Genomic DNA, 24,365 nt, shown 5'->3' with positions numbered 1-24,365 from the left:
CATCAGACGTCGGCGTGCAGGTTGCGCGCGGTCGGTGAGGTGTCGACGACCGCCGGATCCGGGTAGGTCCGCAGCACGCGGTCGGCGGTCCCGCTGCTGGTCACGGTGAACCAGTAGTGCTCGTTCTTGAAATGATGCCGGCGGTGGTTACGCCAGATCGCACGGTACACCGCGGTTTTCGGTTTGTAGTCGGTGTGGATCAGATAGTGGCACCATTCGTAGCCCAAACCGAGCGCGGCCAGGATCGTCAGGAACGTCAGACCACGGCCCAGACTGGGAAAGGCCAGCGTCGCGATCGCGACGGCCAGCGGCAACACCCGGAGCAATGACCGCCAGGGGATGAACACCAATGGCAGGTCACGTGGTTCGACGTGGTGTTCGCGGTGCTTGCGCGACAACAGGGGATCCAGCCGGATACCGGCGATTCGGCGTGGACGCCAGTGCAGGATCAGTACGTGGATCAGCCATTCGGCGAACGGAAACGCCGCGAGCATCACAGCGGGCACCAGCGCGTCGGTCAGTTGCCAGTCGCCGGTATGGATGCGGGCTGCGGTGGCGCCGACGAGTGTCGCGCCCAACATCCACGGGGTGGGGTGGCGCCGGAATTCCCGTGCCGCGTCGTGCAATGTCATCCCGCCGCGGCTGTTCATCGGGCCTCCTCGAGTTCGGTCAACGCGGCGGACAGCGCCGTGGTGGCGGGTTCCAGCAGCGCGCGGGCCGCGGCGGTGGCCGTGTCGGCATCGCCGGCGATGACGGCGTCCGCGATGGCCTGATACGCCTCCGGCCGGCCGACCTCGGCGGCCATCATCGCGGCCAGTGCGGGAAGGGCGGGCTCGTAGGCGGCGCGCAGAGTGTTGTACATCAGCCGGAATGCGATCGAATTGGCATGGTCGACAAGGTGATCCCAGAAACCGAGTGCGTGGCGCTGCAGTTTCACCGGATCGGTTTCGGTGCGCAACGCCTCGACGGCGGCCTCGAGCAGGCCGGGTAGTTCGGCGCCGTGGCGCCGTGCGGCCAGTTCGGCGACTTTCGGGCCGTTGTGCAGACGGGTTTCCAGGATGGAACGCACCACTGCGGTGTCGAGTTCGCCGGCCCGCAGTAGCAACCGGGGAAGCAGATCCAGTCCGGCATGCCTGCGGAAATCGCGCACCGTGGTGGTGTCGCCCTGACGGATCTCGACCAGGCCGATCGAGCTCAGCCTTTTGAGCGCTTCGCGCACGGCGGGTCGGGATACGCCGAGTACCTCGGCCAGTCGGCGCTCGCTGGGCAGGTGGTCGCCGGGTTGCATGGCGCCGCTGAGCACCTCGTCGACGATCTGCTCGACGACGTCATCGGGGACCGAGCGGCGGGGCACGGGTTGCAGGGCCATGCCTGAACAATGGCAGGGTGGCGGTAAGAGGTCAAGTGGTCAGACCAGTTTGATCGGAGGCAAACAACAGTCTGTCAGCGGTCCCAGCGCTACTTCCGAACTCGCCCATTATTGACGTGTGCGTTAGCGCGATGTTGTAGTTTGAGCAACGCTTCAGGGGCGACGCGAGGGGGAGGGGACCCATGGGGGTTAGTGCTGGCTGGTATGACGATCCCTGGAATCAGGCAGATCTTCGTTGGTGGGATGGGCAACAGTGGACGGGGCAGACTGCGACCACGAATCGTGACCACCGCGAGCGAGAGTCAGAGGATTCCTTATCTGCGGGGATCGAGCATCTGATTGGTCGCGACGGACGCGTTGCGGTCATCGATGTCGAGACGACCGGCGTCTACAACAGCGACCGGATCGTCGAGATCGCCATTCTGACCTTGGATTGCGACGGGCGCATTCACGACGAATTTGAGACGCTCGTCCAACCGCACCGTGATGTCGGTCCCACTTGGATCCACGGCATCGAGGCAAGCATGGTCCATTTGGCACCGACCTTCGCTGACGTGGCTCCGCACGTGGCTGCAAGGCTCCACGGGGCCGTAATAGCCGGTCACAACGTTCAATTCGACACCAGGATGGTCGGTAATGAACTGCTGACTGCGGGCATCGATGTCAACTGGGGTCTGTCGCTGGACACCCTACGGGCGACGGGCTGCAAGCTCGGTCAGGCCTGCAAAGAGCACGGCATCGAACTTGCTGATGCGCATCGCGCCATCGCTGACGCGCGAGCCACCGCACGTTTGCTGTTCGCGACTCGACACCGATACCGCGATGAATGCTCACCGGCCGCAGCGCGACCGCTGAACGTGACCCCCCTTCGAGTTCACGCCCGCGAAGGCCGCGTCGATGTGTTGCCACCAGCGCCGTATCTGGCGGAACTAGCCCGTGGCGTGCACACAAGCGTGGACGTCGCGCCGTATGTGCAATTGCTGGATAGCGCGATGGCCGACCTCAAGCTCACTACGGACGAGCGGCGCGCGCTCAGTGACGTCGCCACACAACTGGGACTTGATGAACGTGCTATCGCACGGGCACACCGAGAATTCATCAACGGACTCATCGACGCCGCGGTCGAGGATCAGGTCGTCACCGACGAGGAGTACGACCAGCTGTGTCGAGCCGCTGCACTCCTCCAAGTCAACGCCGAAGCGGTGATGAGCCGAATAGACCCGTTTCGTTCGTCTGCCGAGCACCTTCAACTCGTGCCGGGGATGACTGTGTGCTTTACGGGGCAAGGGCGTCTGGGCCGTGAATGTATCGACAGGTCGGCCCAGGAGCAAATGGCGACAAAGTACGGGTTGCTCGTTGCCAAGTCAGTTACCAAGAAGGGGCCCGATCTCGTCGTTGCGGCCGACGGCGATTCTCGGTCGAGTAAAGCGCGCAAAGCGCGACAAGCTGGGATCGCGATATGTGCCTTCTCGGAATTCGTCCGTGCACTCGAGGCCGGTGGCTCAGTGCAAGTGGTGCGGGCCGCCTCAGGCGGCGTTGCGGTGGTTTGTGTCAGGTGCGGCGGATCGTGGATGGCGCCGCGCCAGACGATCGGGACAGTTTGTGGAGACTGCTCGCGCGATGAGTTGCTTGAAAGCAAAACAGCAGCTGGCCAACGGATCCCGATGGTAAAAGTCGCCTCCGCAGCCTTGGTATTGCTCGTGTGCTCCGATTGTGGCTCCGAGTGGGAGCGGCCGAAGGTACGCGGGCGGCGGCCAAACGTTTGCCCGGACTGCACAGAGCGGGTACAGCAGCCATCATGACTGTCGTGTATCAGCCGGTGTGCATTGTGGATGCCGCGAGTCAAGGTGCAGTGGTCTGGCAGGTCGACATCAGTGTGGAAACCGAACTAAGTCGGATGTGTGGTGCGTGGGTGATCGATCCAGCGAGGCTCAACATGCTGACGACCCTCACGCGAGATCGGTACCTCGTCGCTACGCCGCCCGGACACTTGGCGTGCCAGGCCGCTGACATGAACAACCACCGCGGTGTTGTTGACCTCAAGTCGACGCTCGCGACCGTAGAGTTGGAAATCACCCTCTTACAAGCTGCTTTCGAGGAAGAGTCGAAGAGGACGAAGTCGAAATTGGTCGCGCCTGAGTGGCCCCAGGTGCCTGAGCAGATCGATCTTGAGCACCCGCCGCGTGCCGTTGGATCACCGGATCTGGTGGCTTCCGCGCTTGGCATAGCCCGCTGGCTGGAGACGCTCGCACTGGCATGGGGATCGATTGAGCGACAGCGGCTGGCCAGGAAGTACCTTCGACTCGACGATCCGAGTCCGCGGGCATTGCCCATCTCGCTCAAGGGTGTTAAGGCACTTGATCGTTGACCCCAGGTGTGTTGCAACGCCGGCGGTTCAGTCTCCCGATCCGTCGGCCTCGGCCTCCGCACGCTCCTCTTTGATGCGGTCCTTGCTGCGCAGTAGTCGCAGCAGCGTCACCAGCCCCAATCCGCCGATGATGTTTCCGACCACCACGTAACCGAACCAGCTGAGCCAGTCCAGATATCCGAACGGCGCCTGGCCGGTGGCGAGGGCGCCAAAGATCAACAGCGAGTCCAGGATCGAGTGAAACATCTGTAGGCCCGCCAGCAGGAACGCGCCTGCCACCGCCGCGGCGATCTTGCCGAACACGGCGTCGGTGCCGTGCTGCATGCGGGTCATCAGCGTGATGGCCATCCCGCCGAGCAGCGACAACGCCACCGTCTCGGCGGATATCGGCGCGGTGACGAAGTGGCCTGCCGATTCCACCGTCTGCTCGTGCAACTTGGGAAACGCCAACATGATCAACCACATCAGCACCCATCCGCCGGCCAGGTTCGCCACCAATGTGCCGCTCCAGAACGCGAACAGCTGACCGATGCCCGCCCGCTTGGCGGCCACCGTGGTGATGGGAATGAGGAAGCCTTCGGTGAAGAGCTCACTGCGGCCGAGTAGCAGGGCCAGAAAGCCGATGGAGAAGGCCACGCCGGCGAGTAGTTGATCACCGGTGGCGGCGAGTACCGACAGGTAGGCCAGTACACCCATCGCCACCTCGGTGCCGCCGAAGAAGCCGGTCACCAGCACTTCGCGCCAGCTGCGGTGCAGTCGCTGGGTGCCCTCGTCGACCATCCGGTTGAAGGCGTCTTCGAGCTCGTCCTCGATCGGACTGCCGGAGCTGCCCAACTCGCGCTGGCTGGTCGGGCTCATGGGCGAATCCTCCGTGTCGATGACATCAGATCCGGGGGGTACCCCGCCGGCGGAGTTCGAAGCCGCGTCTTTACCGGCGTGCCGGCAAGCTCACGGTGAAGCGCGCCCCTGACGGACTGTCGACGCAGATGAGGTCACCGCCGTGGGCGCGCGCGAGCGCCCGCGCGATGGACAATCCGAGTCCGGCCCCACCCTGGTCGCGGGCTCGCGACTGATCGAGTCGAACGAGTCGGTCGAAGATTCGCTCTCGCTGATCGGCGGGCACCCCTGGTCCGGTGTCGGTGATGGTCACGGTGACCATCTCACCGTGTCCGGTGACGTCGATGGTGATCGACCCGTCGGCGGGCGTGTGCCGGCGCGCGTTGTCGCCGAGGTTGGTGAGGATCTGCTGGATCCGGATCGGGTCGACCACAGCGGGCAATGCGTCCGGTGCGTTCATCGTCACGGTCACCGACGGCGCCAGCATCGTTATTCGACGTCGCTCGTTGTCTGCCAATTCGACGATGTCGCAAGGCAGGACGTCCAGTCGGGGGTCTGCGTCGATCCTACTCAGATCGAGCATGTCGGATACCAGTCGTCCGGCCCGCCGTGCCTCGGTCAGCACCAACTCGGCCCGATGCTGTTGGCCTGCGGCCGCTGGATTGTCGAGGTCCTGAAGCGCGGCCGCCACGATCTGTTGGGCGCCCGCGTGGATGCCGGCGATCGGTGTGCGCAGTTCGTGGGCGGCGTCGGCCAGGAACTGCCGGGTCGCGGCATCTGCGCGCTCGGCTTCTGCCGCCGCGGCATGCGCACGCCGTTCCGAGGTCTCGAGCGAATCCACCATTGTGTCGAACGCGGTTGCTGCCCTTCCCAGTTCGGTGCCCGGACGATCCGGATCCAGCCGTGTGCCCCGATCGCCGGCGGCGATGCCCTCGGCCACCGTGGTCAGCCGGCCCAGGGGAGACATCGTGGCTCGCACCACGACGGCCACGCTGATCGCGGCGACCAGCAGAACGCCCAGGCTGGACAGGACGAGGATGATGCGCAGCTGCTGCAGCAGCGCGGTGGTGGCCGTGGTGTCCGCGAGCAGAATCAGGCGGTCACCCCCGGGAAGGGGGTGTTCGATGACCGTCGCGGTGGCCCCGACCGGCGGTGGAGGCGGGGGTGGGTGATGTCTCGGACCGGGGCCCGGACCCGCTGGCCCGCCAGGCCCGGGCGGGCGGGGTGGTGGTGGACCCGCGTCGGATGCCGGACCGGCCATCACGAAGGGGTCGCCGTAGGACGTCCCCGCGGCGGTGACCAGGCGGGTGCGGATTCCACCACCGCCGGTCTCGGCCACCAGGCGTTGCGGCGACGCTCCTTGAGCTGCCAGCGAATCGGCACGTGCGACTGCGGCCATGAGTCGGTCGTGCAGGTCGTTTCGGGCCTGTGCGCCGACCACCGAGTCAATGGTCACACCGAGCAGTGCCAGCAGGACCGTGAGCACGATCAGCACGGCGACGATCGTCCGCCGGGTCAGCGACGGAGTCGGGGTGCTCATGCGGTGAGCTGCAGACGGTAGCCGATCCCACGCACCGTGTGCACGAGCCGGGGACCGTGCGCCTCGAGCTTCCGACGCAAGCTGCTCATGTGCACATGCACCAGGTTGTCGTCATAGGCGGTGTAACCCCACACGGCATCGAGTATCTGTGCAGCACTGACGATTCGGCCGCGCTGATCGATGAGGAATTCCAGGAGTTTCAGTTCGGTCGCCGTCAGCGACAAGGGTTGACCCGCTCGGGTGGCGACGGCGGCGTCCTTGTCGACCAGCAGATCGCCCAGTTCGATGATCGAGGCGAGCGTTCCGCGGCGCCGTAACACCGCGTTGACCCGCGACAGCAATTCGGGCATCTCGAAGGGTTTGACGACGTAGTCGTCGGCGCCGCCGTCCAGCCCGCGCAACCGGTCGGGTAGGCCGTCGCGGGCGGTGAGCATGATGATGCCGGCCTCACCCCACTCGCGGACGACATCGATCAACTCGAAGCCGTCGCGTCCGGGGATCATCACGTCCAAGATGACGGCGTCGGGTCGGTGTCCGGCCAGCCGTTCTTCCAGCCCGTCACCGTCGGAGTAGGCCGACACCGTGAACCCCGCATCGCGCAGCGCTTCGGCCACCATGTCTCGGATGGCGGCAGAGTCCTCGACCAGCAGCACGTGCGGTGGGCGGCGTGCCGCGCCGGTGGAGGGTGTCACCCGTCCATTGTGACGTTCGCGGGCTGAAGTGAATCTGAAGATCGCCGATCAGGGGCCGGGCTTCAGGTTCGCTTCAGATCGGCCGCTTAGCGTCGGCTCTCGTCAGCTTTTCACCCGAGGAGTCACCATGTCGAATGATCAACGCAGTCAACCCGATTCCGGCGAGCCGACGAGCTCGTCGGAGGTCACCGCGCCGGTGGCCCACCAGGAGGTCGCTGCGCAGGAACCCGAGATCGCCGAGAAGCGTCCGGCGCGCCGCCACCAGGTCGGGGTGGCGGTGGCCACCGCGGCAGCCGGGCTGCTGGTCGGTTTTCTGGGCGGCGTCGCCGTCGACGCGCATCCCATGGTCTCGTTGACCGTGGGCAGCACACCGGACCCCGGTGGTTTCGCTCGCCCGCCGGCACCTGGTATAGGACCGGACGGTCCAGGCGGGCCAGGGATGTTTGCACCGCGTCCCCCGATGCCGCCCGGCCCGGCCGACGGTGGGCCCGGTGCGCCCGGACCCGGGGGAGCGGGACCCGGTGGCCACGGTCCAGGTCCGCAAGGACCAGGTGACCCGGGTCCTGGTCCAGGCCCGCGAGGAGCCGGTCCCGGCGATCGTGGACCCGCGGGCCCGCCGCCCGGCCCGCCCGCGGACGGTGAGCCGGCGGGACCCAGGCCCGTCCCGCCCGCCGGCGAGGCGCCGCCGCTACCCGCGGAGCGTCCCGCGGGTTAGGCATCCAGGATGGGCACTGCGCGGGATTCAGCGCAGCGCTGCGGCGGTGCTGTCGTCGGCCGGCAGAAACGCCTCGATGCTGAGTTCGGCCGCGGTGAGGTCCAGCGCGGTACCGAAGGTGGTGACCGTGCTCAGGAAGGTCAGCCTGCGCCCGTCGACACCGGTGAGTTCCAGTGGGACCGCCACGTCACCGGAGTCGATGGTCTCGTCCTGGCCACCGGGATAGGACTCGATTTCGGCAAGAAGGGCCGCCGACTGTGCCGATCCGCTCAGCGTTGCTTCCCGGCGCAACCTGCCGATCACGTGGTGGCGCCACTGCGCGAGATTGCGGATGCGCGGTGCCAGGCCGTCGGGATGCAATGCGATGCGCAGCGCATTGGGCACAGCCAGAAGATGGGCGGCGACCCCGTCGAGCAGGATCGCCGCGCCGGTGTTCGTCTGCAGCACATTCCAGTATCGGTCGACGGCCAGGCACGGAAACGGGTTGTAGGCGTCGAGCACCCGCTCCACGCCGGTACGCACCGCGGACATCCCGGGATCGTCCAGGCCACGTTCGGAGTACGCCGGCGCCAGTCCCGCCGCCAGGAGCAACCGGTTTTGTTCGCGGGCGGGAACGCCCAGTGCGTGGGCGAGCCGCAGCACCATCGCCCGGCTCGGCACCGCGCGCCCGGTCTCGATGAAGCTGACGTGGCGCGCCGAGACATCGGCTTCGGAGGCCAGGTCGAGCTGACTGAGGTGCCGCCGCTGACGCCAGGCCTTGATCAGCGCACCGAGCGGCGGATTCTGCAGGTCGACACAGGTCACCTAAGCCAGTGTCGGCCAGAATCGGGCCAAACTCCATTACCTCGGCGGTAATTGCGAGGCTCATCCGCGGCGAGCACCGTGGCGGTATGAGCACAACAGTGGATCCGCGGGTTCCCCGATGGTTGCGAACGGTGTTGCAGTGCGACCGGGCCGGGTCGTCCTGGTACATCGGCACCGGCTTCTTCTTCGCGCCGGTGCTTGCCATCATGTCTCCGTGGCCGGCGCTGACCGCCGCACTGTGGGTGCTGATCGCCCTCGCCGGGTTGTGGCTCGGGCTGCTCGGCATCGCAATGGCAACCGGGCTCGCGCTGGCGCTGCGCCGGGGTGCTGAGATCGATGAGGGCTACTGGCGTTCCGTTCTGGACTACCCCGAGCCCGCAACTAGTGGTGCACAGCCTGTTTCGACGCGCCCACGTAGTCGACCTGCCAGTGTTTGATGCCATTGAGCCAGCCGGACCGCAACCGTTCGGGCTGGGCCAGCGAGGTGATGTCGGGCATCGCGTCGGCGATCGCGTTGAACATCAGATCGATGGTCATCCGGGCGAGGCTGGTGCCGATGCAGTAATGCGCCCCGGTGCCGCCGAAGCCGACATGGGGGTTCGGGTCACGCAGGATGTCGAACGTGTACGGATCCTCGAAAACATCCTCGTCGAAATTGGCTGCGCGGTACATCATCACCACGCGCTGACCCTTTTTGATCGACACCCCGGACAGTTCGGTGTCGGCGAGAGCGGTGCGCTGAAACGATGTCACCGGTGTGGCCCACCGGACGATCTCGTCGGCCGTCGTCGACGGCCGCTCCCGCTTGAACAGCTCCCACTGATCCGGGAAGTCGGTGAACGCCATCATCCCCTGGGTGATCGAGTTGCGCGTCGTCTCGTTACCCGCAACGGCGAGCAGAACCACGAAGAACCCGAGTTCGTCGTCGGTGAGCTTGTGCCCCTCGACATCGGCCTGCACCAGCTTGGTGACCAGGTCCTCACCGGGGGAGTCGGCGCGTTCGGCGGCCAGCTTCATGCCATAGGTGATCAGCTCGACCGACGCGCTGATGGCGTCGTTACCGGCGAACTCGGGGTCCATGTCGCCGACCATCTGGTTGGACCAGTGGAACAGCTTCATCCGGTCTTCCTGAGGAACACCCATCAGCCCGGCGATGGCCTGCAGCGGCAATTCGCAGGACACCTGTTCGACGAAATCGCCCGACCCGGCCGCGGCCGCCCTGGCAGCGATCTCGCGGGCCCGTTCGGCCAGGTCTGCGCGCAACAGCTCGATGGCGCGCGGAGTGAAGGCGCGGGAGATGATCTTGCGCAGGTGGGTGTGATGCGGGGCGTCCATGTTCAGCAGGACGAACTTGCCTGTGTCGATCTGTTCCTTGACCGTGCCGTCGGCATAACGCGGCAGCGCGGTCTTGGCCAGGCTGGAGAAGACGTCGCTGCGCCGCGAAACCTCCTTGACGTCTCTGTGCTTGGTGACGACCCAGTACCCGCCATCGCCGAAGCCGCCCTTTTCTGCCGGTTGTTCGTTCCACCAGATGGGCGCCACCCGGCGCATTTCGGCGAATTCCTCGATGGGCAGCCGGTGAGCGTAGATGTCCGGATCGGTGAAATCGAAACCGGGAGGAATGTTGGGCTGCCGGGCGTGGGCGGTGTCGGTCATGGCGTCCAGGACTCCTCGCGACGAAGCTGTCTAGTGGCCTAACGCATTGCTACACCACCCCGGGGCCTGCGCGGCGCCGCTTCGGCAAAGTCGTACGAAGTGCTGGGAAGAACCTGTTCTCGTTTTGTCCGAGTAACGCGAACCAGGTCGGTGGAGATACATTTTGCGTCAGAACTTCGGTCCCTTGGCTTCAGTGAGAGGCAGCTGCGATGAGTGTCGACCTTCGTCGGTTCGTGACCACGGTGAGCTGGTGCGCGGCGAGCGTGTGCGTCGCGCTTGCTGCACCTGCGACTGCGCTGGCCGAGCCGCTTCCAAGCCCCGTCCCGCCGGTGCCCGCGCCCGGTCCCGTGGTGGCTCCACCGGCACCCGGACCCGGGGTGCTGGCTGCCCCGGCCCCTGCGCCCGATCCGGCCGCGCCGGCGCCCGATGCGGTGCTGGCTGCTCCGGCGCCATCGATGGATGGCACCCCGCACCTGCCGAGCCCCGACGCGTTGCCGGTGGGCACCACCATGGATCCGACGTTGGCCGGCCGCGATCCGTCGCCGAACGTCAGCTACCTGCGCGATCTGTGGCACGCGGTCCAGAGTCAGGAGATCAGTGGGAAGGAGGCGCTGGTCCTCGGCCTCGCGCAGCGTGGGATGAACACCCCGATGCCTGCGCAGGCCCCGGGGCCGAACGTGCCGATCCAGTACCCGCGCGATGCCGCGGCCCCGTTGGCTCCGGGCGCGCCGCTGCCGCCGGTGGCGCCGCCGCCGCCCGGTGCGCCGCTGCCGCCCGCCCCCGCTCCGTCGGGTCCCGCACCGCTGGTTCCCGCCGCCGCTGAGGCTCCGGCCCCGCTGCCGCTCCCGTAGCCGTACGGCGCCTCATGACGAGGCTGCCACGACCCTTTCCAGCCGCGCCGGGACGTGTTTGTGCCACGGGGTGCCGGCGTACTCGTCGCGCCACTGCGATGCGGTCAGTTCGTTGGGCGCCACCCCGGGCGCGACAGCCCGGCCGTCGGCACCGATGTGGTCCACTCCGAAACCGTTGGGCAGGGCGATGTGCCCGCACTGCATGGCATCGCTAATCTCGACGGTGGCCACGGCCGAACCGCTCGCGGTGGTGATGCGCACCAGATCGCCCGTGGCTACACCGGCAACATCGGCGTCTTCGGGACTGATCCGCAGGGCGCCATCCTGATCACGCTTACGCCACGACGGATCGCGCAGTATGTCGTTCGCGGTGTAGGCACGGCGTTCGCCTGCGGACAACACCAGGGGAAATTCGGTGCTGGTGAGGGGGCTGCGGCCGGCGGCCAGGGCTCTCGTCTCGGCAAGCATCTCGGGAATGTCGAGGGCGATCCGCCGGTCGGCATGGCTGATCAACGCGACGTCGTCGACGTACTCGTGTTCGGTGAAGGTGACGCCGGAGGGATGGTCCAGGATCGCCAGGAACAGGGCGTTGCCATCGGCATGGCCGGCCCGGCGGACTGCCTCCGGGTAGGCCATCGCGGTCTTCTGCGCCAATCCCCACAGGGCCGCTGCTCCGCTCAGCCCCGCGGGCAGGGTCGGGCCGAGCGTGTCGTACAGCACGAACGGAAGAATCCGTCCGAGTGCGGGATTGGCGCTCACCGCGGTGAAGAAGGCCGCCGTGTACGCTTCCAGCCCCGCACGGGCGGCAACGCGCAGCGGATGCAGATCCGCCTCGTCGACCACCCCGAGTGCGCGGACCAGCCGCGCCCAGATCTCCGGTTCGGGCAAGGTGCCCGGGAGCGGGTCGAGGACCGGGCGGCGCAGCTGAAACGTATTGTGCGGGAACTCCAGATTGAAGAATGTCGCCTCGGCTTTTTCGAACTGGCTGGCGGCCGGCAGTACGTAGTGCGCCAGGCGCGCGGTCTCGGTCATCGCGACATCGATGACCACCAGCAGATCCAGCGCGGCCAACGCGCTGCGGACGTGTGCCGAGTCGGCCACCGAGTGCGCCGGATTGCTGCTCTCCACGATCATCGCTCGAATGCGTTCGGGGTGATCGGTGAGGATTTCGTCTGGCACGACGTTGGAGGGCACCAGTCCCGAGATGATCGGGGCGCCGGTGACCGGTGTGCGGCCGACACCCCCGGCGCTGAACAGCGGTGCGAACGACGAATGTAGGTGCTGGGTACCACGCTTGGCGAAATTGCCGGTCAAGATCCACAGCAGCTTGTTCAGATATGAGCACAACGTGCTGTTGGGTGCCTGTTGGATCCCGAGGTCCTCGAAGACCGAGACGCTGGCCGCGGCGGCGATGCGCCGGGCGGCGCCACGAATCAGTGTCTCGTCGACTCCACAACGGGTGGCGTACGCGGCCACATCGACATCGGCGAGTACCGCGCGCACACCCGCCGCCCCGGTGACCCGGGCGGCCAGGAACTCCTCGTCGCAAAGGTCCTCCTGCACCAACACCGCGGCGAGCGCGGCCAGGCACCACGCATCGGTGCCCGGGCGGACCCGCAGGTGGAAGTCGGCGAGCTCGGCGGTATCGGTACGCACGGGGTCGATGACGATCATCGACCGTGCCGGATCCTTGGCGATCTCGTTGAGCACCACCCGCGCCCGCGGGAAGCTCTGTGACATCCACGGGTTCTTGCCGATGAACACCGATACCTCGGCATGTTCGAACTCGCCGCGGGTGTGCCCGCCGTAGAGCTGTGCGTCGATCCAGAACTCGCCGGTCTTTTCCTGGGCCAGTGCATTCGATCGGTACCGCGAACCGATGGCCTTGAGGAACGCACCGCTGTATGCGCCGCCAAGATGGTTGCCCTGTCCGCCGCCGCCGTAATAGAAGACCTTGTCCCCGCCGTGCTGGTCGCGCACCGTCGTGAACCGCTCGGCGATCTCGGAAATCGCGGTTTCCCAGTCGATCTCCTCGTAACTGCCGTCATCGCGACGGCGCAGCGGTGCGGTCAGTCGGTTCGGGTTGTTCTGATAGTGATCCAGACGCAGCGCCTTGTTGCAGGTGTAGCCCTGCGAGGCGGGGTGCGCCTTGTCGCCGCGGATCTTGGTGATCGTCCGGTCCTGTAGCGCAACCACGATGCCGCAGTTGCATTCACACAGAATGCATGCGGTGGGGTGCCAGTCGCTCTGCACGGCCATGTCAGTCCCTTCCGGTCGCCGCTGTGACCAGCGCGCGCAACTGTCGGTGCACGAGGTCGAGCGCGTTGCTCGATCCGGTGGTGCGGCTGACCAGCACGGCGCCCTCGATGGCGGCGGTCGTCAGCATTGCCAGTTCAGCCGCCCGGTCGGCATCGACGCCGTCGGCCCGCAGCCTGTGCTCGATCTGGTCGATCCAGCGGGTGAATGCCGCGGCGGCGCGCTCGGTGATCTGAGGGTTGTCGGCTTCCACCGCGACCGCGACCACCGGGCAACCGGCTCGGTAGCCCGTTTCGGTCAACTGGACGCGGAAACCGTCGGCCACGGCGTCGAGCGCGTCGAGCGCGGACGGTGCCGAAGCGATCCGGTGCACGATGAAATCGGCAGCGAAGTCGATTGCTTCGCACAGCAACTGGGTTCGGCCGCCGGGAAAGTAGTGGTAGGCCGATCCACGGGGTGCGCCGCTGTGCTCGAGCACGTCGGAGATCGCGGTGGCGTGCGCTCCGCGTTCTCTGATCAGAACGGCGGCCGAGGCGACCATCCGGTCTCGGTGTTTGGCCATCGAGCAGACTCCTCCCGCCAAAACTATGTATAGCAGCATACATAATCGTGAGGCGCTCCGGTCAACCCCGAACAGCACGAATCCCGCCGGTCCGGGAGAACGGAGGCCGGCGGGATTCGCGGGTCTGTCGATGCGGGACGCGGGCTACACGGTGGCGGCTTCGTTGATCTCGTTGAGCGTGTTGGACGCCTCGAGATACTCCTGCACCCAGCGTTCGATGACGGTGGAGGTCTTGTCGACCTTGGTGAACTGGCCGACCACCTGGCCGATGGGGTTGAAGGCAACGTCGATCGTCTGGTCGGGGAACTTGTGCGTGGCGGCCACGGCCATGCCCGACACCATGTACTGCAAGGGCATGCCCAACGGCTCGGGATTGCCGGCGGTCTGCCAGGCATCGGTCCAATCGTTGCGCAGCATCCGGCAGGGCTTTCCGGTGAACGAACGGCTGCGCACGGTATCGCGGCTGGTCGCCTTCGCATACGTTGCCTGTTGCACCGGGGTGTTCTCGGCTTCCTCGACCATCAGCCATTGCGAGCCGGTCCACGCGCCCTGTGTGCCCATGGCCAGCGCCGCGGCGATCTGGTAGCCGCTGCCGATACCGCCCGCGGCCAGCACGGGGCGCGGCGCGACCGCCTTGACCACCTGGGGCCACAGCACGATCGAGCCGACCTCGCCGCAGTGGCCGCCGCCCTCGCCACCCTGGGCGATGATGATGTCGACGTCGGCCTCGGCGTGCTTGAGGGCCTGCGCGGGGGAGCCGCACAGCGCGGCGACCTTACGTCCGGACTCGTGGATGTGCTTGATCATGTCGGCCGGCGGGGTCCCCAGTGCATTGGCGATCAAGGTCACCTTCGGGTGCTGTAGGGCGATCTCGACCTGGGGGGTGGCGGTCGCCTCGGTCCAGCCGAGCAACTGCAGCGCGTTGTCGTCGAGGTCTCCGGTGGGTACGCCGTGGTCGGCCAGCAGCTTCTTGGCAAAGTCGAGATGTTCCTGTGGCACCAGGGCGTTCAACGTCGACTTCAGCTCGTCGGCCGACATGTTGGCGTCCATGCCCTCGTATTTGTTCGGGATCACGATGTCCACGCCATAGGGGTGGTCACCGATGTGTTCGTCGATCCAGTTGAGCTCGACCTCGAGCTGCTCGGGGGTGAACCCGACCGCCCCGAGTACGCCGAAGCCGCCTGCCTTGCTGACGGCGACGACGACGTCGCGGCAGTGGGTGAAGGCGAAGATCGGGAACTCGATGCCGAGTTGGTCACAGAGGGCGGTGTGCATGCCTGCTCCTTGCTTGGGCGCGACTGAAACGTGTTCTAGTTTAGTATCACAGCCGCTGTCGTCGACAGGGGACTCCCGGCAATATCTGGCGCGATCTGCACGCCATCATGCGAGAATGTGATTATCGAACTAGGCACATGGCATTAACAGCGACCGTATCCGCGAGCCGGGGGTGTCCGATGAGGGATTGGCTGGCCAACTCGCTGGTGCTGGTCTCCGACTATCGGGTGCCCGACCCGTCTGCGGTGTGGATGCTCTTGCAACGACGCGCCGACTCGCTCGCGGACCTGGGCGTGCATCACGTCCTGGTCTACACCTCGACGACCGATTCCGAACGCGTTCTGGTGATCCTGGGAATTCACGCCCATGAGCCGGTACGCGACCTGCTGCGCTCGCGGGTGTTCTTCGATTGGTTCGATGCCGTCGGCGTGCAAGACCTACCTGCGGTGTTCGCCGGGGAACTGGTCGAACGCATCGATTTCGACAGCGACACCCATGCCGCCCCGCCGGTGATGGTCTGTCTGATCAGCTCGATCGCCGATATCGGCCGAGTGAACAGTCGGGTGCGAGACGACGCCGCGATATTCCATGCCGCCGGGGTGCAGCGGTTCTGGAGTTTTCGCGCCCTCGATGACCCGCACGAGGTGCTGATGCTGCAGCAGGTCGACGACGAGTCGACCGCTCGGCGCTGGCTGCACGAGTCCGAGGACGCCGCGGTGTGGCTCGCCGAGGCGGGTGTCGGAGCCTATCCGCCCGTTTTCATCGGGTGCTTCTTGCAGATGATGACCATCGAGCCCAGCGGCGGAGCTCCTCCGCGGAGTTGACCCGCAGTATCGGCCGGCCGTTTCGGATGATCAACGAGCCGCGACATCGAACCACGGCGGTAGCCGGAACGTTCCGTCGGCTTGGCTGGCAGGACTGAGAATGCGGTGGCCGTTGCCCTGGATCTGGTACACCAGATGAGCCAGTGCCAGCGACCCGTCACCGTTGGATGCGGGGTACGCACGTGCGGACTGATCGGCAGCTCCCATGTAGTACACCCCGTTGACGCCCCGGTGCACGCCTGAGCGCAGTTCCTCGGCGACCATCCGGTGATCGTGCGGTCGGGTGGTGCGCGACCACGCATTGGCCAGGATCATCGCTCGGTCGTAGCTGATCCCGGCGTGCGATCGTCCGGGCGCCACCCCGTAGGCCCGCCGGTAGGAGTCGGCGAACGTGGTGCCGACCGGATCGGAGTAGGTGCCCGTTGTGGTGGCCCAGATGATGCCCTCGGCCTGCTCGCCGAGGCGCTGGCGAAACTCCGGTATCGAGGGTGCATACAAGCAGTAGATCAGGGCGTCGGGCGCGGCAGTGAGCAGCGCACGGATGAATGCCAACGCTCCGTTGATGAAGTAATCGCCCACCATCACCGCGGCAGGGTCGAGATCTCGGATGCGATCGGCGCATCGCGCCCAGTCCCGTTCGGTGGGTCCTACCGGAATCACCAGGAGTTCCCAGCCCGAGGAAGCGGCGATGTCGGCGGCGTGCTCCAGGCCGAGATCGGTCACCTCCCAACCGCCCTGCAAGACGACCAAGGTGCGGCTTGACGGCCGCCACTGGTCACGAGTCCGTAAGTCCTGCAGGAAGCTGACAAAGCCCGGTCCATAGTTGGTGTCGCTGGGGCACACCTGGAATATCCGGCCATAGCGGGCTGGATTGTCGCGCACGCGATCTGCCATCACCTGCAGCGTTGCCGCATGTAGGTACGGCGCACCGTGATCGGCGGCAATCTCATGGGCAATGTCCTGCCAGGCGAAATACCCGGAGGTGAAGGCGTCGACGTTGCGCTCGGCCAACGAGAGCATCGCCTGTTCGATACTGACCGCACGGCGCCCTTTGCAGCCTGATAGGCGGCCACGCCGGATCCGCCCACGACGCCCCAGGCCGAGGACAGGTTGATGATGGATCCACCTCGTTGCTTCATTCCGGGAATCACCGCCCGCATCCCGAGCATGACGCCCGTTTGATCCACGGCGAGCACCCGCTCCCACTCGGCGTCGGTGACGGTGGCGATGTCGGCATAGGCGATCACGCCGGCGTTGTTGACCAGGATGTCGATCGTCCCGCTCTGGCGGGTTATGGTGTCCACCACCTGCGCCCACTGATCTGGGTCGGTGACGTCGAGGGTCATCGCCTGACTTCCGGACGGCGGCTGGCCGGTGGTGAGGTCGGTGGCATAGACGGTGGCGCCCTGGGCGGCGAACTGTTCGGCCACACTGCGCCCGATGCCTTGCGCCGCTCCGGTCACCAAGGCGATCTTGCCTGCGAGTCGGTTCATGATTCCTGTCTTCGGTCCGGGCCCTACCGGGCCAGATATCCGCCATCGATGGGCAGTTCGATTCCGGTGATGAATTTCGCTTCGTCTGAGGCCAAAAACACTGCGCCCCAGGCAATATCGTCCGGATCGGCTACTCCGGCCAACGGTGTGTGGTCGAGGTAGCGGTTGTTGACCTCGTCGGTCTGGGCGAGTGTCATCGGTGTCGGGATCCAGCCAGGGAGAATGACGTTGGCCCGAATCCGCTCTGCGGCATACGTGATCGCGGCGTTCTTGGTCATGGTGATCACCGCGCCCTTACTGGCGTGGTAAGCGCTGATTCCTGGCACGGCTGCGGCACCGCAGATCGACGAGACGTTCACGATCGCACCGCCTCCCGCGCGGCGCATCGCCGGGATGGCCGCGCGCATGCCGTAGAGCACTCCGGTCTGATTGACACCGATGATCCGCTCCCACTCACTCACCGATGAGTTCTCGATGTCCTGATAGCCGGCGACGCCGGCGTTGTTCACCAGGATGTCGACTCGGCCGTATGCACTTTCGGCACTATCGACGATCTCGTCCCACCGGTCGGGTGATGTCACGTCCTGTGCGAGCACCCGGATGGAGTCGATATCGGCGGGCCCCGACACATCGGTGGCGATGACCTCGGCGCCTTCGTCGGCGCAGCGTTTGGCTATCGCCAATCCGATTCCACCGGCAGCTCCGGTGACTATCGCGACCTTTCCGGCCAACCGGCCCATCGCATTACCTTCTCTCTGGCGGCGGGCACGCCCCGCGGCCTTGCATGAGTGAAGATGTTCGAGCGTGGTTGCGTCATCCGTACTTCTACGTAGTGGTCCGGAACGCCGGCCCTCAGCTGGGCATATGCGGAGTGTCCGAAGGCCGGATCAGCACCTCGGAAACCGTGATTAACGCGGTGGAAACGCAGTAGGCGGGTATTGGTTCGCCGATGCGGTCATCTGCTCCGGGGCCGAGCGGTTCGGAACCACCGGCGGCGTTCCTCCGCGGAACTGACCCGCAGTATCGGCCAGCCGTTCCGGGTGGCCGCTGCGGCGAGACCGGACCGTGGATTCACCGCGTGGGGGTGCCCGACGGCATCGAGCAGCGGCAGATCCTCGGTGCCGTCGGCGTAGCAGAAGCTTCGCCCCAGCTCGATACCGTTGGCGGCGCTGAACTCGGTGACCGCGCGGGCCTTGTTGCGGCCCCAGATGATGGGTCGCACGATCTCACCGGTCAGCCTGCCTGCGTCGTCGACGTCGAAGTGGTTGCACAGGACATGCTCGATCCCGAGGTGCCGGGCGACCGGTCCCGCGTGCATGGTCAGTGCCGACGAGCTCATGGCGACGGTGTGCCCGCGCTCCTGGTGTGCGGCCACCACCTTGGTCATCAGCGGGAACAGTCGCCCGATGATGCGTTCGTTGAACAACGTATCGCCGAGTGCCTCGAGCTCGGCAAGGGAATCGCCGACCAGATAGCCCGCGGCCCGCTGCAGCAACCGGGCGAACTCCATGCGCCCGACCTTGTAGCGGACCGAGGCCTCCAAGATGCCGGTGAGTTCACCGAAGCCGGACTGTCCGTTGCGGAAGCGGTGTCCGGCATGCACGGTTGCGGTGAACCCGCGCACCAGCGTGCCGTCGAGATCGAAGAATGCACCGACCTGCGGCCCCTGCGGACTCGCGAGGACGGCGGCTAGCGGGTCGGTCACCCCTCCATTGTGCGGATCGGTGGATCAGACCTGATAGACCAGGCCCTTACCGGTGCCCAGCGGCAGGTCGAGGGTGGTGCGGATGCCTGCGGGTGCGGCGATGACATCCGGGATGGCGTTCACGATCCGCCCCGCAGCGGCCAGGATCGCGGCGTAGTTGTGGTCGCCGCGAGCGCTCGTCGGGCAGATGTCCACGACGTAGGACGGTTCGCCGGTGATCTCCACGCGGTACGAACCGCCCGGTTGGGCAGGTTGGGCCCAGTCCGGCCGAAGGTCCTCACGCACCCTGGTGATGTGCTCGACGACGATCACAGGTCGGCCACCGACCATTCCGTTGATCTCGAACCGCATGGCGGCGACGGTGCCCTTGGCGATGACACCGGTGGCGACCTCGATATCTTCGGGTGCCGGCTCCAGCTCGTAGCTCTCGGTGATCTCCTCGACCTCGACACCCAGTCCCGCCGCGAGCATCTGGATGGCCGTTCCCCACGCGGCGCCGAGGATCCCGGGAAGGAACAACATGCCCGGCTGATCGATCGGATTGCCGAATCCCATCACGATCGACATCACCTCGGCGCCGTCGTAGGTGGCGTAGTCCGCGATCTCCATCGTCTTGATCTGGTCGATGCGCTGACACGTGCTGGCGATCGCGAAGGGCACCAGATCGCTGGCGAAGCCGGGGTCGACCCCGGTGATGAACACACTCGAATTCCCCTGGCGAGCAGCCTCTTCCACCCGGGCGATGGCCTTCTCCGGCATGGCTCCCCAGGGAAATTGCAGGCCCCCCGGCGCGGATCCGACCACGTTGATGCCTACGGCCAGGGCGGCCATCACATCACGAGTGGCCTCCACGGGGCGGGTGTCACCCATCGCGCAGTACACCAGACAGTCCGGGGCGGCGGCGATGGCGTCATCCATGCCGAGGGTGGCCCGCACGCCAGTGCTGATATGCAGGCCGGCCAGCTCACCGGCATCGACGCCGACCTTCGACTCGGTGGATGTGCCGACGGCGACGAGCTCGAATCGCGGATCCTCGATCAGCTGGATCAGGGCCAGCCTCCCGCAGTTTCCGGTGCCGACGAGTGCCACGCGAATGGCCATACGAGTCTCCTGACGGTGTGTGGTCTGATCGCAGTATGCGCGGTTCGGCCGCGAATTGGAACAGGTTCTAGTTCTGTCATGCCGTGCGGTAGCGTGTGCGCGCATGGGACGCGTGGACGACAAAGTTGTACTGATCAGCGGCGGGGCGCAGGGTATGGGCGCCGCGCACGCCCGGATGCTGGTGGCCGAGGGTGCCAAGGTGGTCATCGGCGACATCCTCGACGACAAGGGCGAGGCGCTGGCTGCCGAAATCGGTGACGCCGCACGCTACATCCACCTCGACGTCACCCAGGCCGACCAATGGGAGGCCGCGGTCAACCTTGCCGTCGAGACCTATGGCAAGGTCACCACGCTGGTCAACAACGCCGGCATCGTCGCGCTGGGCAAGATCGGCCAGTTCGACATGGCGAAGTGGCAGAAGGTCATCGACGTCAACCTCACCGGCACTTTCCTCGGTATGCAGGCCGTCGTCGAGCAGATGAAGGCCGCCGGCGGCGGATCGATCATCAACGTGTCCTCGATCGAGGGTCTGCGTGGCGCGCCGATGGTGCACCCGTATGTGGCGTCCAAGTGGGCCGTGCGCGGTCTGGCGAAGTCAGCGGCGATCGAACTGGGCAAGTTCAACATCCGGATCAACTCGGTGCACCCCGGATTCATCCGTACCCCGATGACCAAGCATTTCCCGGACGATATGGTCACCTCGCCGCTGGGCCGCCCAGGTACCTCCGAAGAGGTTGCGACCTTCATCGTCTTTCTGACCAGCGACGAGTCGTCCTTCTCCACCGGCGCGGAGTTCGTGGTCGACGGCGGCCTGGTGACCGATGTTCCGCACAAGGACCTCTTCTGATCCGGTGCCGACCGGCACCGCTCGCGACGCCCGCCACCGCACAGGGCAGGATGGCGGGCAGCCGACTGAGGAGGACCCATGGCTGACGGAACGCAACGGCAGGCCCTCGCCGACTTCACCGCCGACAAGGGATGGAACCGGCGCACGATCGACCGCGTCGACGTCTATCTGCGCGACGCCACCCGGATTCGGGTGATCTGGGGCGGTGACGATGCGCTCTCCGGTGGCTCGCGCTACCACGACGACATGATGGAGCAGTACACCCGCGAGCTCGACACGGTGAAGGGCTGGCTGTCTCGCTGACCGACGCGCTGCCTAGGCTTCACACATGAGCGTGCGCGCCGGGATCGTGATCACCGGGACCGAAGTGCTGACCGGTCGGGTCCGTGATCTCAACGGCCCGTGGTTGGCCGACCAACTGCTGGAGCTGGGCGTCGAGCTGGCGCATATCACCCAATGCGGCGATCGCGCCGAAGATCTCACCGCACAGCTGGTTTTCCTGGCGGGCCAGAACGTCGACCTCATCATCACCAGCGGCGGCCTCGGCCCCACCGCCGACGATCTGACGGTCGCCACCGTCGCCCGGTTCTACGGTCGCGATCTGGTCCTGGACGACGCGTTGGAACAGCGCATCGCGGCCATCCTGCGCCGGCTCGGCGCGGGCAGACCGGGTGTGGATTTCGACGCCGTGATGGCGGCCAACCGCAAGCAGGCGATGGTGCCGGTCGGGGCGCAGATCCTCGAGCCGGTGGGCACCGCCCCTGGTGTCGTGCTGTATTCCGAACACCAGCCCACGGTCGTGGTGCTGCCCGGCCCGCCGCGGGAGCTACAGCCGATGTGGTCGACCGCGGTGGCCACCGACGGGGTTCAGCGCGCGATAGCCGGACGCACCCGGTACCTGCAACGGACGGTGCGGATGTTCGGGCTGCCCGAGTCTGGCCTGGCAGAAACACTGCGCGAGGCACAGTTCCAGGTGGCCGGATTCGACAACCTGGAGATCACCACATGTCTGCGCCGCGGCGAGTTGGAGATCGTCACCCGGTATGAACCCGACGCCGCCGACAGCTACACCGCCCTTGTCGAGCTGCTGCGCGAGCGCTATCCGCGCGAGCTGTTCTCCGAGGACGGTTCCCTGATCGATGACCAGGTCGCCGGTGCGCTTGCCGGCCGGACCATCGCCACCGCGGAATCGTGCACAGCCGGTCTGTTGGCGGCCCGACTGGCCGACCGGGCCGGCTCCTCGGCCTATCTCGCCGGCGGCGTGGTGTCCTACTCCAACGAGGCCAAGATCGAGTTGCTCGGCGTCGACGAGGCCCTGATCGCCCAGCACGGCGCGGTGTCAGAACCGGTCGCCAGGGCGATGGCCGAAGGTGCGCTCGCCAGGTTCGGCGCAGACACGGCGGTGGGCATCACCGGTATCGCCGGGCCCGGCGGGGGATCGGAGCAGAAACCGGTGGGCACGGTGTGTTTCGGGCTGGCCGTGGCCGGTAGCGACACCGTGGCGCGGACACTGCACCTGCCAGGGGATCGCAGCGATGTCCGCGAGCGGTCGACAACCGTGGCGATGCATCTGCTGCGCGAGCACCTCGGCAGCACGCAGCTGCCCTGACGTGACCAGGTGAGACCGACACGCGCGTCGGCCTCACCCGCACGCGTCAGTTCAACACCGGTGCCAGCCTGCGCCACTGCGCCATCGGCATGACCGCCGGGTCGGCGTCGAGGACCTGCACGCAGACATGGTCGGCGCCGGCGGCCTTGTGCTCGTCGACCCGCGCGAGGATTGCCTCCTCGTCACCGGATACCACGATGGCGTCGACAAGTCGGTCGCTGACGTCGTGGACGTCGCCCTCGGTGAAGCCGGACCGCAGCAGGTTGTTCGCGTAGTTGGGCATTGCCAGGTAGTTGCGCACCCAGTCGCGGGCGATACCGCGGGCAGCATCCGCATCGTCGCTGAGCACCACCGTCTGTTCCGGGAGGAGCAGGGGGCCGGTCCCGAGGACCTCGCGGGCTGTCGCGGTGTGCTCCGGGGTGACCAGATAGGGGTGTGCTCCGCGCGAACGATCGGCGGCCAGCGTCAACATCTTCGGCCCGAGCGCGGCGAGCACCCGATCCTCGGCGGGCACCGGTTGTTCGGCGTTGTCGAGCCCGTCCAGGAACGCAGCGGTCGCGGCGAGCGGCTTGCGGTAGGTGCCAGGGGATTTGGAGTCGATCAGCGGGGCGTGGCTGACGCCGATGCCCAGCAGGAACCGCCGGCCGTGAGCGGCCTGCAGACGCGCGTGCGCGGCGGCGACCTCTGCCGGAGCGTGCATCCACAGGTTCAGGATGCCGGTGGCCACGGTGATCCTCGTGGTCGCCGCGAGCAGATTCTCCACCGACTCGAGCACCGGTCCGCCCACATCCGGGATCCAGACCGCCGGATAACCCAGCTGCTCCAGTTCGGCCACCGCCTCGGCGGCCTGCCCGGCGTCACCGTAGCGCAAGTGTGAACTCCAGATGCCGGTGCCCGAAAGATCCACGTGCCGAACTCCTTTCAGCGAGAGTTTGGCCTCTCGCGATCCCAGATGTCCAACATCGTACGGAGGATCTCCTCGGCGCGACCGAGGCCCCCGAGATGGCTTTCGCCGGACAGCACCGTCATCTCGGCGTCGGGGAGCCGGGACACCGCGTGCGCGCCGTGGGAGAAGGGGACGATGTGGTCCCTGTCGCCATGCCACCAGCGCACCGGCACCTTCACCTCGTCGAGGCGGAAACCCCAGTCCCTGACGAAGTCGACGATGTCGTAGAACGGCGCAGCCAACTGTTTGCGGCTGCCGTTGAGCAGATCGTCGAGGAACATGGCCTTGAACTCCGGTCGCCCCAGCAGCTTGCGGTCACCCTCGGGCGACACGCGGGCGTAGAGATCGAGTGCCGGTGACCCGATCGGCGCGACGATCTTGATCACCGTCGCCGCTACCAACCGGATGGGAGCCCCGGCGAGGTGCAGGACGGGCGCCACCGTCGAGCCCAGGTTCATCAGCGGACTGGTGATGCCGTCGGGTCCCACGTAGGGCGCCACACCGCCGAGTACACCGGCCGCGACCACCCTGTCGGGCATGGCGGCGGCGGTGGCCAGCGTGTAGGGCCCGCCACCGGACAATCCGACGACCGCGAACTCGTCGATGCCCAGAGTGTCGGCGATCGTGCCCAGATCCGCGGCGAAGGCCAGTACGTTCGGGTACTGGTGCGGTGTCGAGGAACCGATGCCGGGCCGGTCGACCCCGATCAGCCGAATCTTCTCCAGTTCGGCATAGGCGCGAGCTTCGGCAGGTATCTGGCGTCGCGCCCCTGGGGTGCCGTGCAACCAGAAGATCGCCCGGCCCTGTGGGTCACCGAACTCGGCGAAACCGAGTTGGCGGTCTGCGCTGACCGCGACATTGCCCTCCAGCTTGGGGCGCTCGATGGGTGGAACCATCAGCAGAGTGTGTCACGGC

26 protein-coding genes are annotated in these 24,365 nt (G+C 66.5%); 9 read left to right on the top strand and 17 right to left on the bottom strand.

Translation table 11 applies throughout. The features are described from left to right. Nucleotides 1–2: 2 nt before the first annotated feature. Nucleotides 3–650 carry a sterol desaturase family protein gene (locus tag G154_RS15345; protein ID WP_019510061.1) on the bottom strand — a complete coding sequence of 216 codons (648 nt, stop codon included), beginning with the start codon at nucleotides 648–650 and terminating at the stop codon, nucleotides 3–5. After that, a complete protein-coding gene (locus G154_RS15340; protein ID WP_019510062.1) occupies nucleotides 647–1,369 on the bottom strand; it encodes a FadR/GntR family transcriptional regulator in 723 nt (240 codons plus the stop codon). Before G154_RS15340 ends, G154_RS15345 begins: the two co-directional genes overlap by 4 nt. A 182-nt stretch (nucleotides 1,370–1,551) precedes the next feature. On the opposite strand from G154_RS15340, the gene G154_RS26030 reads away from it, so the two are divergent. Together G154_RS26030 and G154_RS15330 are read left to right on the top strand one after the other, a co-directional pair. Then, nucleotides 1,552–3,171 (top strand): exonuclease domain-containing protein, encoded by a 1,620-nt coding sequence (locus G154_RS26030; protein ID WP_081650015.1) that lies wholly within the window; start codon nucleotides 1,552–1,554, stop codon nucleotides 3,169–3,171. After that, nucleotides 3,168–3,737: a hypothetical protein gene (locus tag G154_RS15330; protein ID WP_036479869.1), complete on the top strand. Its 570-nt coding sequence runs from the start codon at nucleotides 3,168–3,170 to the stop codon at nucleotides 3,735–3,737. The genes G154_RS26030 and G154_RS15330 overlap by 4 nt, the downstream gene beginning before the upstream one ends. Nucleotides 3,738–3,764: 27 nt before the next feature. On the opposite strand, the gene G154_RS15325 is transcribed toward G154_RS15330, so the two are convergent. The 3 genes from G154_RS15325 to G154_RS15315 form a co-directional block, all read right to left on the bottom strand. Continuing rightward, a complete protein-coding gene (locus G154_RS15325) occupies nucleotides 3,765–4,595 on the bottom strand; it encodes a formate/nitrite transporter family protein (protein ID WP_019510066.1) in 831 nt (276 codons plus the stop codon). Nucleotides 4,596–4,665: 70 nt separating this feature from the next. Further along, a complete protein-coding gene (locus G154_RS15320; protein ID WP_019510067.1) occupies nucleotides 4,666–6,114 on the bottom strand; it encodes a HAMP domain-containing sensor histidine kinase in 1,449 nt (482 codons plus the stop codon). Then, nucleotides 6,111–6,806: a response regulator transcription factor gene (locus G154_RS15315; RefSeq protein ID WP_045546455.1), complete on the bottom strand. Its 696-nt coding sequence runs from the start codon at nucleotides 6,804–6,806 to the stop codon at nucleotides 6,111–6,113. Before G154_RS15315 ends, G154_RS15320 begins: the two co-directional genes overlap by 4 nt. A gap of 127 nt (nucleotides 6,807–6,933) precedes the next feature. On the opposite strand from G154_RS15315, the gene G154_RS26825 reads away from it, so the two are divergent. Continuing rightward, nucleotides 6,934–7,521 (top strand): hypothetical protein, encoded by a 588-nt coding sequence (locus G154_RS26825; protein ID WP_187697564.1) that lies wholly within the window; start codon nucleotides 6,934–6,936, stop codon nucleotides 7,519–7,521. 27 nt (nucleotides 7,522–7,548) lie between these two features. Here G154_RS26825 and G154_RS15305 read toward each other — a convergent pair whose 3' ends face one another. Next, nucleotides 7,549–8,325, bottom strand: a complete 777-nt coding sequence (locus G154_RS15305; RefSeq protein WP_019510070.1) for a helix-turn-helix domain-containing protein — start codon at nucleotides 8,323–8,325, stop codon at nucleotides 7,549–7,551. An 86-nt stretch (nucleotides 8,326–8,411) separates the two neighbouring features. Here G154_RS15305 and G154_RS26025 point away from each other — a divergent pair, with 86 nt between their 5' ends. Further along, complete coding sequence (locus G154_RS26025; RefSeq protein WP_081650033.1) at nucleotides 8,412–8,762, top strand: hypothetical protein; 351 nt, start codon at nucleotides 8,412–8,414, stop codon at nucleotides 8,760–8,762. Here the strand turns inward: G154_RS26025 and G154_RS15300 are convergent. Then, complete coding sequence (locus G154_RS15300; protein WP_019510071.1) at nucleotides 8,707–9,981, bottom strand: cytochrome P450; 1,275 nt, start codon at nucleotides 9,979–9,981, stop codon at nucleotides 8,707–8,709. The genes G154_RS26025 and G154_RS15300 overlap by 56 nt on opposite strands. Nucleotides 9,982–10,190: 209 nt before the next feature. Between G154_RS15300 and G154_RS15295 the strand changes: the two genes are divergently transcribed. Then, nucleotides 10,191–10,832, top strand: a complete 642-nt coding sequence (locus G154_RS15295) for a hypothetical protein (RefSeq protein WP_023985838.1) — start codon at nucleotides 10,191–10,193, stop codon at nucleotides 10,830–10,832. A 12-nt stretch (nucleotides 10,833–10,844) separates the two neighbouring features. On the opposite strand, the gene G154_RS15290 is transcribed toward G154_RS15295, so the two are convergent. The 3 genes from G154_RS15290 to G154_RS15280 all read right to left on the bottom strand — a co-directional run bounded on the left by G154_RS15290 (nucleotide 10,845) and on the right by G154_RS15280 (nucleotide 14,925). Beyond that, nucleotides 10,845–13,091: a molybdopterin-dependent oxidoreductase gene (locus G154_RS15290; RefSeq protein ID WP_019510943.1), complete on the bottom strand. Its 2,247-nt coding sequence runs from the start codon at nucleotides 13,089–13,091 to the stop codon at nucleotides 10,845–10,847. A gap of 1 nt (nucleotide 13,092) precedes the next feature. Further along, nucleotides 13,093–13,650, bottom strand: coding sequence for a TetR/AcrR family transcriptional regulator (locus G154_RS15285; RefSeq protein WP_023985837.1), 558 nt, complete (start codon nucleotides 13,648–13,650; stop codon nucleotides 13,093–13,095). Nucleotides 13,651–13,794: 144 nt separating this feature from the next. Beyond that, on the bottom strand, nucleotides 13,795–14,925 hold the full coding sequence (locus G154_RS15280; RefSeq protein WP_019510945.1) for a nitronate monooxygenase: 1,131 nt from the start codon (nucleotides 14,923–14,925) through the stop codon (nucleotides 13,795–13,797). A 179-nt stretch (nucleotides 14,926–15,104) separates the two neighbouring features. Between G154_RS15280 and G154_RS15275 the strand changes: the two genes are divergently transcribed. Continuing rightward, nucleotides 15,105–15,749: a hypothetical protein gene (locus G154_RS15275; RefSeq protein WP_019510946.1), complete on the top strand. Its 645-nt coding sequence runs from the start codon at nucleotides 15,105–15,107 to the stop codon at nucleotides 15,747–15,749. 30 nt (nucleotides 15,750–15,779) lie between these two features. Here G154_RS15275 and G154_RS15270 read toward each other — a convergent pair whose 3' ends face one another. The 5 genes from G154_RS15270 to G154_RS15250 form a co-directional block, all read right to left on the bottom strand. Further along, nucleotides 15,780–16,760 carry an ABC transporter substrate-binding protein gene (locus tag G154_RS15270; RefSeq protein ID WP_115657266.1) on the bottom strand — a complete coding sequence of 327 codons (981 nt, stop codon included), beginning with the start codon at nucleotides 16,758–16,760 and terminating at the stop codon, nucleotides 15,780–15,782. Then, on the bottom strand, nucleotides 16,643–17,242 hold the full coding sequence (locus G154_RS27125; RefSeq protein ID WP_019510948.1) for an SDR family NAD(P)-dependent oxidoreductase: 600 nt from the start codon (nucleotides 17,240–17,242) through the stop codon (nucleotides 16,643–16,645). Before G154_RS27125 ends, G154_RS15270 begins: the two co-directional genes overlap by 118 nt. 23 nt (nucleotides 17,243–17,265) lie before the next feature. Next, nucleotides 17,266–17,982: an SDR family NAD(P)-dependent oxidoreductase gene (locus G154_RS15260; RefSeq protein ID WP_019510949.1), complete on the bottom strand. Its 717-nt coding sequence runs from the start codon at nucleotides 17,980–17,982 to the stop codon at nucleotides 17,266–17,268. Nucleotides 17,983–18,197: 215 nt separating this feature from the next. Next, a complete protein-coding gene (locus tag G154_RS15255) occupies nucleotides 18,198–18,947 on the bottom strand; it encodes an HAD family phosphatase (RefSeq protein WP_019510950.1) in 750 nt (249 codons plus the stop codon). A gap of 24 nt (nucleotides 18,948–18,971) precedes the next feature. Next, nucleotides 18,972–20,048, bottom strand: coding sequence for a diacylglycerol kinase (locus tag G154_RS15250; RefSeq protein WP_019510951.1), 1,077 nt, complete (start codon nucleotides 20,046–20,048; stop codon nucleotides 18,972–18,974). A 103-nt stretch (nucleotides 20,049–20,151) separates the two neighbouring features. Here G154_RS15250 and G154_RS15245 point away from each other — a divergent pair, with 103 nt between their 5' ends. The 3 genes from G154_RS15245 to G154_RS15235 all read left to right on the top strand — a co-directional run bounded on the left by G154_RS15245 (nucleotide 20,152) and on the right by G154_RS15235 (nucleotide 22,504). Further along, a complete protein-coding gene (locus G154_RS15245) occupies nucleotides 20,152–20,895 on the top strand; it encodes a glucose 1-dehydrogenase (RefSeq protein ID WP_023985836.1) in 744 nt (247 codons plus the stop codon). A gap of 78 nt (nucleotides 20,896–20,973) precedes the next feature. Beyond that, entirely contained in the window at nucleotides 20,974–21,198 is a 225-nt protein-coding gene (locus tag G154_RS15240; RefSeq protein WP_019510953.1) for a hypothetical protein, read from the top strand. Nucleotides 21,199–21,223: 25 nt separating this feature from the next. Beyond that, nucleotides 21,224–22,504, top strand: a complete 1,281-nt coding sequence (locus G154_RS15235; RefSeq protein WP_019510954.1) for a competence/damage-inducible protein A — start codon at nucleotides 21,224–21,226, stop codon at nucleotides 22,502–22,504. Between the two features lie 46 nt (nucleotides 22,505–22,550). On the opposite strand, the gene G154_RS15230 is transcribed toward G154_RS15235, so the two are convergent. Together G154_RS15230 and G154_RS15225 are read right to left on the bottom strand one after the other, a co-directional pair. Continuing rightward, complete coding sequence (locus G154_RS15230; protein ID WP_019510955.1) at nucleotides 22,551–23,411, bottom strand: LLM class F420-dependent oxidoreductase; 861 nt, start codon at nucleotides 23,409–23,411, stop codon at nucleotides 22,551–22,553. A gap of 14 nt (nucleotides 23,412–23,425) precedes the next feature. Continuing rightward, nucleotides 23,426–24,346 carry an alpha/beta fold hydrolase gene (locus tag G154_RS15225; RefSeq protein WP_019510956.1) on the bottom strand — a complete coding sequence of 307 codons (921 nt, stop codon included), beginning with the start codon at nucleotides 24,344–24,346 and terminating at the stop codon, nucleotides 23,426–23,428. Nucleotides 24,347–24,365: the final 19 nt, after the last annotated feature.

The sequence above is a fragment of the Mycobacterium sp. VKM Ac-1816D genome, from assembly GCF_000416385.1.
GTDB lineage: Bacteria > Actinomycetota > Actinomycetes > Mycobacteriales > Mycobacteriaceae > Mycobacterium > Mycobacterium neoaurum_A.
Note: the sequence above shows the minus strand (reverse complement) of the source record. Positions and strands in the feature narration are given on the sequence as shown.